The 11,945-nt window shown below is 73.0% G+C and carries 8 protein-coding genes; 6 read left to right on the forward strand and 2 right to left on the reverse strand.

Annotated features, from left to right (window positions below):
* Nucleotides 1-143: 143 nt before the first annotated feature.
* From AAC134_RS08195 to AAC134_RS08215, 5 genes are all read left to right on the forward strand, one after another.
* On the forward strand, nucleotides 144-1,295 hold the full coding sequence (locus AAC134_RS08195; protein WP_339948587.1) for a C4-dicarboxylate TRAP transporter substrate-binding protein: 1,152 nt from the start codon (nucleotides 144-146) through the stop codon (nucleotides 1,293-1,295).
* Nucleotides 1,296-1,383: 88 nt separating this feature from the next.
* Nucleotides 1,384-2,538: a C4-dicarboxylate TRAP transporter substrate-binding protein gene (locus AAC134_RS08200; protein ID WP_339948588.1), complete on the forward strand. Its 1,155-nt coding sequence runs from the start codon at nucleotides 1,384-1,386 to the stop codon at nucleotides 2,536-2,538.
* Nucleotides 2,539-2,643: 105 nt separating this feature from the next.
* Entirely contained in the window at nucleotides 2,644-3,204 is a 561-nt protein-coding gene (locus AAC134_RS08205) for an NADPH-dependent FMN reductase (protein ID WP_339948589.1), read from the forward strand.
* A 96-nt stretch (nucleotides 3,205-3,300) separates the two neighbouring features.
* Entirely contained in the window at nucleotides 3,301-5,679 is a 2,379-nt protein-coding gene (locus AAC134_RS08210; protein ID WP_339948590.1) for an acyl-CoA dehydrogenase family protein, read from the forward strand.
* Complete coding sequence (locus AAC134_RS08215) at nucleotides 5,676-7,238, forward strand: long-chain fatty acid--CoA ligase (RefSeq protein ID WP_339948591.1); 1,563 nt, start codon at nucleotides 5,676-5,678, stop codon at nucleotides 7,236-7,238. Before AAC134_RS08210 ends, AAC134_RS08215 begins: the two co-directional genes overlap by 4 nt.
* Before the next feature lie 36 nt (nucleotides 7,239-7,274).
* On the opposite strand, the gene AAC134_RS08220 is transcribed toward AAC134_RS08215, so the two are convergent.
* Nucleotides 7,275-8,483: a threonine ammonia-lyase gene (locus AAC134_RS08220; protein ID WP_339948592.1), complete on the reverse strand. Its 1,209-nt coding sequence runs from the start codon at nucleotides 8,481-8,483 to the stop codon at nucleotides 7,275-7,277.
* Between the two features lie 259 nt (nucleotides 8,484-8,742).
* Here AAC134_RS08220 and AAC134_RS08225 point away from each other — a divergent pair, with 259 nt between their 5' ends.
* On the forward strand, nucleotides 8,743-10,776 hold the full coding sequence (locus AAC134_RS08225) for an ATP-dependent helicase (protein ID WP_339948593.1): 2,034 nt from the start codon (nucleotides 8,743-8,745) through the stop codon (nucleotides 10,774-10,776).
* A 16-nt stretch (nucleotides 10,777-10,792) separates the two neighbouring features.
* On the opposite strand, the gene AAC134_RS08230 is transcribed toward AAC134_RS08225, so the two are convergent.
* Nucleotides 10,793-11,785, reverse strand: coding sequence for a WYL domain-containing protein (locus AAC134_RS08230; RefSeq protein ID WP_339948594.1), 993 nt, complete (start codon nucleotides 11,783-11,785; stop codon nucleotides 10,793-10,795).
* Nucleotides 11,786-11,945: the final 160 nt, after the last annotated feature.

Below are 11,945 nucleotides of genomic sequence, written 5' to 3' on the forward strand. Positions count from 1 at the left end.
CGGGCGGCGGCCCGGCCGGGTCGCCGTCCGCCATACGCCTGTCGCACGCCACAGAGCCCGCCGCAGACGCGGGCCGCGCGACAGGCCGAAGCGAACAATCGGGACGGGGCGACGCTCCGTCCGTCAACCGGGAGGAAACCACCATGCTCAAGACCCGATCGCCTGGGCTCCGGCTCGCGCTTGCGGGGGCGCTGACCCTTGTCGCGCTGCCCGCCCTCGCCGCCGACACGCTGCGCGTCGCCATCGGCTTCCCGCCGGGGGGGCGGGGCGACACGCTCTACCAGAACTTCGTCCAGCATCTCGACGAGTATTCCGACGGCACGCTGACCGGCAAGGTCTATCCGCTCAACCTGTTGAGCTTCAAGGAAAGCCTGCCGGGCCTGCGCGACGGGATCGCGGACGTGGCGCTGGTGCCGAGCCCCTATTTCCCCTCCGAACTGCCAGTGACCAACTTGCTGCATGAGCTGGTCGGCCTCGGCGAGGTGCGCGCCGAGGACAAGGACGTCGGCGCGATGGCGCTGATCGGCGCGATCAACGAGTACATGCTGCTCGAGTGCGAGGCCTGCTGGTCCGAGGCGGCGGCCCACAACCAGGTGGCGCTGAACGCGGGCACCTCGTCGCGCTACAACCTGCTGTGCGCGAAGCCGGTCTATACCGCCGAGCAGCTCGAGGGCGTGCGCATCCGGGCCGGCGGCTCGTTCTACGCGCGCTGGGTGAAGGCGATGGGCGCCACCCCGGTGACCATGAGCGGCAACGAGGAGTTCGAGGCGCTGAGCCAGGGCGTGCTGGAGTGCACCACCAATGCGCCCTACGCGCTGGAGGAATTCGGACTGGCCGAGGTGGCGCCCTTCATCAACACCTCGTTCCCCGGCGGGGGCTCCTACTCCGACCTCGCCAACGTCAACCTCGACGCCTGGCGCGGCCTCGACGACGCCCAGCGCAAGGCGATGCTGCACGCGGCCGCCGACCTTTCGGCCGAGCTCTACTGGAGCTTCCGCGAGGGCGACAAGTCGGGGGTGAAGAAGGCGCTGTCCTACGGCGGAGAGATCCGCGCCGCGGATCCCGAGCTGGTGGCGAAGTCCGAGGCCTACCTGCAGTCCGACCTTCAGGCGATCGTCGAGAACTACCGCGACAACCGCGGCGTCGAGACCGCGCCCGAGATCTACGCCCGCCTGACCGAGCTGTTCGACCGCTGGGTCCCGCTGGTCGAGAACGTGACCGGCGCGGAGGAGATGTCCGAGGTCCTGTGGCGCGAGGTTCACTCGCGCGTGGATCCCGCGGCCTACGGTCTGTGACCCCTGCGCGCCGCCCCCGACCGGGGCGGCGCGACGACAAGGCCAAAGGGCGACCAGAAGCGCCCGGTCCAACGGAGGAGACGACCCCATGAACCGCCTGTCCCTGAACCGCCTGTCCCTGTGCGCCGCGACGCTTGGCGCCGTCCTGACCGCGGCGAGCCCCGCGATGTCCGAAACCCTGAAGGTCGCCGTGGGCTACCCGCCCGGCAGCGCCGGCGACCTCACCTACCAGGCCTTCGCCCAGGACCTCTCCGCGCGCACCGACGGCGCGCTCGAGGCCAAGGTCTATCCGATGAACCTGCTCAGCTTCGCCGAGGCGCTCTCGGGCGTGCGCGACGGCATCGGCGACCTGACCCTGATCGCCACGCCCTATTTCCTCTCGGAGCTGCCGCGCACCAACTTCGTGATGGAGCTGGTGGCGCTGGGCGAGCTGGACGCGCCCGATCCGCTGACCGGCTCCAAGGCGCTGATCGGGGCGATGTCGGAATACATCCTGACCGAGTGCGACACCTGCCGCGAGGAATTCGCGGCCCAGAACCAGATCTTCCTGGCCGCCAGTTCGGGCACCCGCAACACGCTGATCTGCACCAGGCCGGTCGCGACGCAGGAAGACCTGTCGGGTCTGCGGATCCGCGCGGGCGGCGCCTTCTGGTCGCGCTGGGTCTCGGGCCTGGGGGCCACCGCCGTCTCGATCCCCGGCAACGAGGTGTTCGAGGCCTTGAGCCAGGGCGTGGTCGACTGCACCTCGATGTCGGCCGCCGAGCTGAAGGGCTTTGGCCTCGCCGAGGTCGCCACCGACGTCACCACCACCGTCCCGGGGGGCGTGTTCATGGCAGCCGCGGCCTCGATGAACCTCGACGCCTGGCGCGGGCTGGACGAGGCCGGGCGCGCGGCCGTGCTGCGCGGGGCCGCGGACATCTCGGCGGGGCTGTTCTCGCGCTATCAGCAGGAGGCCGAGGCGAGCCTCGCCGCCGCGAAGGACCAGGGCATCGCGGTGCATGACGACACGCCCGCCCTGACCGAAGCCTCGCGCGCCTACCTGCGCCAGGACCTCGACGCGATCGTTGCCAGCTACGCCGAGCGTTTCGGCTACGCGGACGGCGAGGCGGTCGTGGCCCGCCTGGGCGAGCTGATGGAGCGCTGGATCCCCCTGGTGGAGGGCGTCGACGACCAGCAGGCGCTGGCCGATGTCTACTGGCGCGAACTGCATTCCCGGATCGACGCGACGAGCTACGGGCTCTGAGCGTCGCATCCGGGGATCGGCGCGCCGCGTTCGGGGGACCTCCCTGTCCCGAAGGCCGCGGCGCGCCGTCCTTGTCCTGACCCCAACCACGCGGAGACCTGCGACATGACCCGAATCCTCGGCATCGGCGGCGCCACGCAGCCGGGATCGAGCACCGAGAAGGCGCTGCGCATCACCCTTCAGGGCGCCGCGGACGCCGGCGGCGAGGTGCGGATGGTCGACGGCGCCTGGCTCTCGGCCCTGCCCCACTACGGAGCGGGCGAGGCCTGCGCGCAGGCGCAGGCCCTGGTCGAGGCGGTGCGCGGGGCCGACGGGCTGGTGATCGCCAGCCCCGCCTATCACGGCTCGGTCTCCGGGCTGGTGAAGAACGCGCTCGATCACCTGCAGGAGACGGCCTCCGATCCCCGCCCCTACATCGACGGCGTCGCGGTGGGGCTGGTGGCCACCGCCTACGGCGGCCAGGCCGGGGCCACGACGATGGTGGCGCTGCGCTCGATCGTGCACTCGCTGCGCGGCTGGCCCACCCCCTACGGCGCCTGCGTGCAGGGCCGCAAAGGCCTGTTCGACGAGGACGGCCGCTGCACCGACCCCGAGATCGAGGGCCAGCTGCGCCTCGTCGGCGCCCAGGTGGTGGAGTTCGCCCGCCGCACCGCCGCCGCGGCCTGAGCGCCGCGCGACACCTCGTCGGCCCGCGCGACGGGCCGGCGCAAGATCCCGACGGGACGCCTCGACGCGCCCCGCACCCACAGGAGGAGACGACCCATGGCCCAGCCGGCGCCCGCCGCCGCGGCGGAGACGTTCCGCGACGAGGTCGCGCGCTTCATCGCGCAGAACATGCCCCCCGAGATGGCGGCGCGGAACCGCACGGCGGTGCATCCGGGGCGCGAGGACTATCTCGGCTGGGCCCGAATCCTGGCGCGGCGCGGCTGGTCGGCCCCCGGCTGGCCGAAGGAACACGGCGGCGCCGGCTGGACCGCCCGCCAGCTGCTGGTGCTGGAGGAGGAGAGCTTTCGCGCCGGCGCGCCCTCGCTGCACATCCAGACCGTGGACCTCGCCGGCCCCCTGATCGCCGAGTTCGGGACGCAGGCGCAGAAGGCGAAGTACCTGCCCGCCATCCGCGAAGGGCGCGAACTGTGGGCGCAGGGGTTCTCCGAGCCGGGCTCGGGCTCCGACCTCGCCTCGCTGTCCACGCGGGCGGCGCGCGAGGGCGACCACTACGTCGTGAACGGGCAGAAGATCTGGACCTCGGACGCCTATTACTGCGACCGGATCTTCTGCCTGGTGCGCACCTCGACCGAGGGTCGGCCCCAGCAGGGCATCACCATGCTGTTGTTCCCGCTGGATCTTCCCGGCGTGACCGTGCGCCCGATCCCGCTGATCGACGGCGGCCAATCGCTGTGCGAGGTGTTCTTCGACAATGTCCGCGTGCCGGTCGAGGACCGGCTGGGCGAGGAGGGCCAGGGCTGGACCTGCGCCAAGCGCCTGCTGGCCGGAGAGCGCGTGCGCACCGCCGAGGCCCCGCGCAACGCGCGTGAGATCGCCCGCCTGCGCGCGGTGCTGGAGACCCCCGCCCCCGACGGGCGCCCCCTGATCGCCGACCCCCTGCGCCGCGCCCGGCTGGCGGAGCTGGAGATGGACCTCGCGGCCCTGCGCGTGGGCGTGGAGCTGGAGCTTGACGGCCGCGGCGCGCCCGGCCTGCCCACGCCCTCGATCCTCAAGCTGCAGGGGACCGAGCTGCTGCAGGCCACCCAGCGCTTCGCGCGCGAGGCGCTGGGCCCCTACGGCGCGGTCTATCACGACCTGACCGACCCCGCCGCGCCGATGGCCGAACCCGGGCCGGAGGCGGGCCGCGGCATCGCCGCCGAAAGCCTGTTCCGGCGGGCCGCCACGATCTACGGCGGCTCCTCGGAAGTGCAGAAGGGCATCATCGCCAAGGCGATCGAGGGCGCCGACGCCGCCTCCGCCCGCCCCCCGGTCCCGGAGGATCTGGGAATGCTGCGCGACAGCCTCTCCCGCTTCGCCGAGCGCCTTGCCGGCCGCGAGGCCCGCCGCGCCCGCCTCGGCCAGCCGGTGCGCGGGGGGGCGGTCTGGTCCCTGATCGCCGAGCAGGGCTGGCTCGGCGCCGGCCTGCCCGAAAGCGCCGGCGGCTTCGGCGGCGGCCCGCGCGAGAGCGCCGAGATCGCCGAGGCCGCCGGCCGCGCCCTGCTGAGCGAGCCCCTCGCCCCCGCCGTCGCCGCCGCCCGGGCGCTGGCCTTCGCCGATCCGGCGGGGCAGGCCGAGCGGCTCTCGGCGACGGTCGCGGGCGAGCTGCTTCCGATCCTCGTCCATGACGGCCCCGACGCCGCGGCCTGCGGCTTCCGCGCCCGGCCGGACGGCGAGCGCTGGCGGCTGAGCGGCCGCGCGCGGGTTGTCCTCGGCGGCCCGGAGGCGGATCTGCTGGTCGTGCCGGCCCGCCTTTCAAGCGGCGCGCTGGGCCTGTTCCTCCTCGCCCCCGCGGCCGAGGGCGTGACCCGCCACGCCTGCCGCACGCTGGACGACCGCCAGGCCGCGGACGTGATCCTCGACGACGCGCAGGCCGAGGCCCGCGTCGCGCCGGCCGAGGCGCCCGAGCGCGACCTCGCGCCGGCCCTCGACCGCGCGCTCGAGCACGCCCTTGTCGACGCCTGCGCCGAGACGCTGGGGGCCATGGACCGCGCCTTCTGGCTGGCGCGGGATCACGTCGCGGAGCGCCGCCAGTTCGGTCAGGCCCTGATCCGCTTCCAGGCGATCCAGCATCGGCTCGCCGAGATGCTGGTCGAGATCCAGCGCGCCCGCGCCCTGCTCGAGCACGGGATCGAGAGCCTCTCCGAACCCGACCCCGCCGCGCGGCGTCGGGCGATGTCGCGGATGAAGGCGCGCCTCGACCGCTCGGCCTTTCTCGTCGGCGGGCAGGCGATCCAGCTGCACGGCGGCATGGGCCTGACCGAGGACTGCGAGGTCGGCGGCTGCTTCAAGCGCATCTGCGTGCAGGGCGCGCGGATGGGGACCGCGGACGACCACCTCGCACGGCTGGTCGGCGAGCTGGCCCCCGCCTCCGAAACCCCCGACTCCGCGCCCCCCAACGCCGAGACCTCCGCCCGCGTCCAGGAGCTGCTGTCATGAGCCTCGTTCAGATGATCCGCCGCAATGCCCGCTGCCGGGCCGGCGCGCTGGGCCTCGTCCACGCCGACCACGCGTTCCTGTGGCCCCAGGTCGAGGACCGGGTCGCGGGGCTCGCCGGCGCGCTGGTGGGGCTGGGGGTGGCGCGAGGGGACCGGGTCTCGATCCTGGCCGACAACTCCCACCGCTATGTCGAGCTGATTTACGCCTGCGCGTGGATCGGAGCGGTGATCGTGCCCCTGAACCACCGCCTCGCCGCGCCCGAGCTGGCCGCGATCGTGGCCGACGCCGGGGCCTCGGTCCTGCTGGCCGACGACGCCCGGATGCCGGTGGCTCAGGGGCTGCAGGAGGCCGCCCCCTCCCTGCGCCGGCTGGTGCGGGCCGGCGACGGGCCCGGCCCCGCGGCGCTGGCCGACTACGAGACGCTGCTCGCCGCCGCGCCGCGCATCCCGCCGGCGGACGTGGGGATGCAGGATCTGGCGGGGATCTTCTACACTGGCGGCACCTCGGGCACGCCCAAGGGGGTGATGCACACCCACGCGAACCTGTGGTTCATGGCCTTCAGCTACGCCACGATGATGGAGATGACCGAGGACACGGTCGCGCTGTGCGCCTCGCCGCTGTTCCACGTCGCCGCGACCTGCGCGCTGATCCCGGCCTTCGTGGTCGGGGGCTGCGTGGTGGTGCTGCCCCGCTTCGACGCCGGCGACGCGCTGGCCGCGATCGAGACGCACGGGGTCACACTCGCGAACTTCGTGCCCTCGATGTTCCGGATGCTGCTCGATCACCCCTCGATGGAGACGGCCGACCTGGGATCGCTGCGCCAGCTGATCTACGGAGCCGCGCCGATGGCGCCGGCGCTGCTGGACGAGATCCTCGCGGCCTTTCCCGAAATCCGCATCCACCACGCCTACGGCATGACCGAGCTGACCGCCTGCATCACCATCCTGCCCTCGAAATGGAACCTGCCGGCGCATCGCGAGGCCGGGCGCTGGCGCTCGGCCGGACAGTCGGTGCTGTCGTGCGACGTCGAGATCCAGGACCCCGACGGCCGCCGCCTGCCGCCGGGCGAGCGCGGCGAGATCTGCGCCCGCGGCCCGCTGGTCATGGCCGGCTACTGGAATCGCCCCGAGCAAACCGCCGAAACCCTGCGCGAGGGCTGGATGCACACCGGCGACGTGGGCTGGATGGACGAGGACGGCTTCGTCTACGTGATCGACCGGCTCAAGGACATGATCATCTCGGGCGGCGAGAACGTCTACGCCTCGGAGGTCGAGGCCGCGATGCTGTCGCTGCCCGGCGTGAACATGGCCGCCGCCATCGGCGTGCCGCACCCCAAATGGGGCGAGGCGGTCCACGGCGTCGTGGTCCTCGACCGGGGCGCCGCGCTGAGCGAGGCCGAGATCATCGCCCACTGCCGCGCCCGCATCGCCGGCTACAAGATCCCCCGCAGCGTCGAGTTCCGCGAGGCGATGCCGATGAGCGGGGTGAACAAGATCCTCAAGCGGGAGCTGCTTCGCGACTATGTCGCCGCGCGCGAGGGCCAGCCCCTCGACGCGTGAGGGGCGGGGTCGCGCGCCGGGCCGCGTCGGGGGCGGTCAGTCGCCCTCGGCGCGAAGCTGGAAGCCGCGGCCGCGCAGGTCGTCGACGATCTCGCGGACGTGGAACCGGTCGCGGGCCTCGAGCACCACGTCGAGCTCGGCCTGTTTCAGCGCCACGCTCTGGAACATGCGCTGGTGGATCACCTCGATCACGTTGGCGCCGGCCTCGCCGATCACGCGGCTGATCTCGGCGAGCTGGCCGGGGCGGTCGTCGATCTCGAAGGTCAGGCGGGCGATGCGGCCGTCGCGCACCAGCCCGCGCAGGATCAGCGAGGACAGGATGCGCGAGTCGATGTTGCCGCCGCAGATCACCAGACCGATCTTGCGGCCCTGAAGCTCGGGCGCGAGCTTGGTGACCACCGCCATGCCGGCGCCGGCGGCCCCTTCGACCACCAGCTTCTCGTTGGACAGCAGGTCGAAGACCGCCGTCTCGATCTCCTCCTCGGTGACCGATTCGATGCGGTCGACGTTCTCGCGGATCACCGCGACGTTGGCCTCGGAGGGGGCCTTCACCGCGATGCCCTCGGCGAGGCTCGCGGCGCCGAAATGCGTGGCGCTCCCCTCGATGCGGGCCTTCACCGCGTCGAACAGCAGGGCCTGGGCGCCGATCACCTCGATCGAGGGTTTCAGCGCCTTGGCGGCCACCGACATGCCCGCGATCAGCCCGCCGCCGCCGATGGGCGCCACGATGGCGTCGAGGTCGGGGACCTGCTCGAGCATCTCGCAGGCCACGGTGCCCTGCCCCGCCGCCACGATCGGATCGTCGAACGGGTGGATCAGGACCAGACCGTCGCGCGCGATCAGCTCATGGGTGTGGGCCATCGCCTCCTCGAAGTTGGCGCCGTGCAGCTCCACCCGGGCGCCGAAATCCTGGGTGCGCTTGATCTTGTTGAAGGGGGTGCCGTGGGGCATCACGATCACCGAGCGCACCCCCAGCCGGGTCGCATGATAGGCCACGCCCTGCGCGTGGTTGCCCGCGCTGCAGGCGATCACGCCGGTCGCCCGCTCCTCCGCCGACAGGCTCAGCAGCTTGGCGAGCGCGCCGCGCGCCTTGAAGGCGTTGGTGTGCTGGAGGTTCTCGAGCTTCAGGTAGAGCTCGAAGCCCAGTTGCAGCGACAGCCGCGTGGCGGGAACGGTCGGCGTCAGCAGGGTCGCGTCGGCGATGGCGCTGCGCGCCCGGGCGACATCGGCATAGGACAGGGTCATCGGCGACTCCGGGGCCTGGGATGCTCTCCGCCCGCGGACCTGCGCCCTGGCGTCGGGGGGAGCCCCGGGGCTTTGCGGGTCCTGAGGGCAGGCGTCAACCCGCGCCACGACATCGGCGCGCCCGGAGCGGCCGCCGCCGCCCGGCGCCGCGCCCCGGAGACGCCGCCTGACGATGCGGCAGGACGCCGAGCATGTTCCCACAATGTTCGCGATCCGTTAACATCCCCTCGACCACCGAGGCGAGCGGACGGGACGGACCATGCAGCAGGCGAGCCATCTAGCGGGCCTGAACGCGCAGCAGCGCGCGGCGGCGACGTTCGGAATCGCGCCGGGCGAAATCCCTCCCCCCCTGCTGGTGATCGCGGGCGCGGGCTCGGGCAAGACCAGCACGCTGGCGCACCGGGTGGCGCATCTGCTGGTCAATGGCGCCGACCCGCGACGGATCCTGCTGATGACCTTCTCGCGCCGCGCGGCGACCGAACTGACCCGGCGGGTCGAGCGGATCGCCGCCCGGGCGCTCGGCGGCGGCGTCGCGGCCGAGGCGCTGACCTGGGCCGGCACCTTCCACGCCGTCGGCGCCCGGATCCTGCGCGAGAATGCGCGCGCCATCGGCCTGAACCCCGATTTCACCATCCACGACCGAGAGGACAGCGCCGACCTGATGAACCTGTGCCGGCACGGGCTGGGCCTGTCGAAGACCGCCGCCCGCTTCCCGGCCAAGGGCACGTGCCTGGCGATCTACTCGCGCGTGGTGAACGCGCGCGCGCCCCTGCCCGAGGTGTTGACCGAGCACTTCCCCTGGTGCGCCGCCTGGGAGGCCGAGCTCAAGCAGCTGTTCGCGGCCTATGTGAAGGCCAAGCAGGCGCAGGGGGTCATGGACTACGACGACCTGCTGCTGGCCTGGGCGCAGGTGATGTCGGACCCCGATTTCGCGGCCCATGTGGGCGCCGCCTGGGATCATGTGCTGGTCGACGAATACCAGGACACCAATCGCCTGCAGTCGCGCATCCTGATGGCGCTGAAACCCGACGGGCGCGGGGTGACGGCGGTGGGCGACGACGCCCAGTCGATCTACGCCTTCCGCGCGGCCACCGTGCGCAACATCCTCGACTTCCCCGACGCCTTCTCCCCCCGCGCGCAGGTGCTGACGCTGGAGCGCAACTACCGCTCCACCGCCCCCATCCTCGCCGCCGCCAACGCCGTCATCGGGCTCGCGCGCGAGCGCTACGCCAAGGAGCTGTGGACCGAGCGCGCCTCGGACGAGAAGCCGCGTCTGGTGACCCTGGAGACCGAGGCCGACCAGGCCCGCCACGTCGTCGACCGCATCCTCGAGGATCGCGAGGAGGGGCTGCGCCTGCGCGATCAGGCGGTGCTGTTCCGCACCTCGTCGCACTCGGCCCAGGTCGAGGCGGAGCTGACCCGGCGCAACGTGCCCTATGTGAAGTTCGGCGGGCTGAAGTTCCTCGATTCCGCGCATGTGAAGGACCTGATGGCCTTCCTGCGCTTCGGGCGGAACCCGCGCGACCGGGTGGCGGGCTTCCGGGTGCTGCAGCTGATCCCGGGCGTGGGGCCGGCGGCGGCGGGGCGGATCCTGGATGCGCTCGACCTCGCGCCAGAGCCGCATGCCGCGCTGGCCGACGTGGCGCCGCCGCCGCGGGCGGGGGCCGACTGGCCGGGCTTTGTCGCGGCCTTCGCGAGCCGCGCCGAGTGGCCGGCCGCGCTCGGTCGGGCGCGGGCCTGGTACGACCCCCACCTCGACCGCATCCACGAGGACGCCGAGGCCCGCCGCGCCGACCTCCTGCAACTCGAGCAGATTGCCGCCGGCTATCCCTCGGCCGAGGCATTCCTGACCGAGCTGACCCTCGATCCGCCCGACGCCACCAGCGCCCAGGCCGGCGTGCCGCTGAAGGACGAGGACTATGTGATCCTGTCCACGATCCATTCGGCCAAGGGGCAGGAGTGGCGCTCGGTCCACCTGCTGAACGCGGTGGACGGGTGCATCCCCTCGGATCTGGGGACCGGGACGGCGGCGGAGCTGGAGGAGGAGCGCCGGCTGCTCTACGTTGCGATGACCCGGGCGAAGGACCGGCTGTCGCTGGGCCTGCCGCTGCGCTTTCACGTCACCCAGCAGGCGCGCAACGGCGACCGCCACGTCTACGCCATGCGCACCCGCTTCATTCCGCGCGAGATCCTCGACCGGTTCGAGAGCGTCGCCTGGTCGCCCCTCCCGCAGGGCTCCGAGGCCCCCGCCCCCATCGACGTCGCCGCCCAGCTTCGCGACATGTGGGCGTGAGAGGGGCCCCGGGGCCTCAGGGCAGCACCTCGAAGTCGCTGCGGCGGTGGTTCTCGACCATCCGGCGCAGGGGTTCGGGGGCCAGCACCTCGACCGAGTCGCCCCACTGGTAGAGATGCCAGGCCATCTCGGTCCAGCCGGCGGCGCGGAAGCGCACGATCAGGGCGCCCTCGGGGGTCTCCTCGACCTGTTGATCGGGGTGAAAGACGAACTCGCGCGCGTGGGCGGCGGCGCGGGGGGCGAAGCGCCAGACCACCTCGCCGAACTCGCGCGCCGACTGGAACAGGCCGAAGGCGCGGGCGGCGTGGGCGTCGATGTCGAAATCCGGCGCGCGGGCGAAGCTGTCGGCCAGCGCCTCCGCCTCGCGGATGCGGTCCATGCGGAAGTGGCGCAGCTCCGGCCCCCGGTCGGGCTGGCGGGCGACGAGGTAGCGGCGCGGGCCGACCAGCAGGCCGTGAGGCTCGACGATGCGCGGCGCGGGCGGGGCGCCGCCGGGGGTGACATAGAGGATGCGCAGGCGGAACGGGCCCTTGAGGGCATGGGTCACGACCTCGGCCACCCCGGGATCGACGCGGGTGCGCGGGCCGGGACGGGCGACGAAGCCGCGCGCCTCCAGCAACGCCTCGGCGTCGGTCTCGGCGCGGCGGGCCTCGCGGGCGGGGGCGTGGGCGATCAGCCGGTCGCGCAGGCGCTTCAGCGCGGCGGCGTCGGCGGCGGTGTCGCCCCGCTCCGCCGCGCGGATGGAGATGTCGAGCGCGGCCAGCGTCTCGTCCTCCAGCCCCTGGAACCGCGCCGGGCCCGGATCGCGCAGCTTCCAGGCGCGGCGACGGTCGGGCAGGACGCGGACCTCGACCTCGCCGAAACAGTCCTCCAGCGCGCGGGCCATGCGCTGGGCGGTGCGGTGGTCGACGGCGAAGGCCTCGGCGATGTCCTGAAGCGTGACGCCGCCATGGCGGGCCGCCGCCATCTCGGCGAGATGCAGAAGCTGGCGGGCCTTGGCGAAGGACATCGGCGGGTTCCTGCGTCTTCCATGACGGTTCCGGTCATGGTTGATGGCAGGCGCGCGCCCCGCGCACGAGCCCGAATCGCAGCGCCCGCCCAATACATGACCGTTTCCGTCACCCCCAGGCCGCAGGGTGGCGCCCCGATCCCAGACACCCGCCGGAGCC

The sequence above is a fragment of the uncultured Albimonas sp. genome (genome assembly GCF_963977235.1).
GTDB lineage: Bacteria > Pseudomonadota > Alphaproteobacteria > Rhodobacterales > Rhodobacteraceae > Albimonas.

What these genes read in the sequence shown, in the direction of transcription:
- AAC134_RS08230 (WP_339948594.1), bottom strand. Translation starts at nt 11,785, where the DNA reads ATGTCCTTCGCCAAGGCCCGCCAGCTTCTGCATCTCGCCGAGATGGCG.
- AAC134_RS08195 (WP_339948587.1), top strand. Translation starts at nt 144, where the DNA reads ATGCTCAAGACCCGATCGCCTGGGCTCCGGCTCGCGCTTGCGGGGGCG.
- AAC134_RS08205 (WP_339948589.1), top strand. Translation starts at nt 2,644, where the DNA reads ATGACCCGAATCCTCGGCATCGGCGGCGCCACGCAGCCGGGATCGAGC.
- AAC134_RS08210 (WP_339948590.1), top strand. Translation starts at nt 3,301, where the DNA reads ATGGCCCAGCCGGCGCCCGCCGCCGCGGCGGAGACGTTCCGCGACGAG.
- AAC134_RS08200 (WP_339948588.1), top strand. Translation starts at nt 1,384, where the DNA reads ATGAACCGCCTGTCCCTGAACCGCCTGTCCCTGTGCGCCGCGACGCTT.
- AAC134_RS08225 (WP_339948593.1), top strand. Translation starts at nt 8,743, where the DNA reads ATGCAGCAGGCGAGCCATCTAGCGGGCCTGAACGCGCAGCAGCGCGCG.
- AAC134_RS08220 (WP_339948592.1), bottom strand. Translation starts at nt 8,483, where the DNA reads ATGACCCTGTCCTATGCCGATGTCGCCCGGGCGCGCAGCGCCATCGCC.
- AAC134_RS08215 (WP_339948591.1), top strand. Translation starts at nt 5,676, where the DNA reads ATGAGCCTCGTTCAGATGATCCGCCGCAATGCCCGCTGCCGGGCCGGC.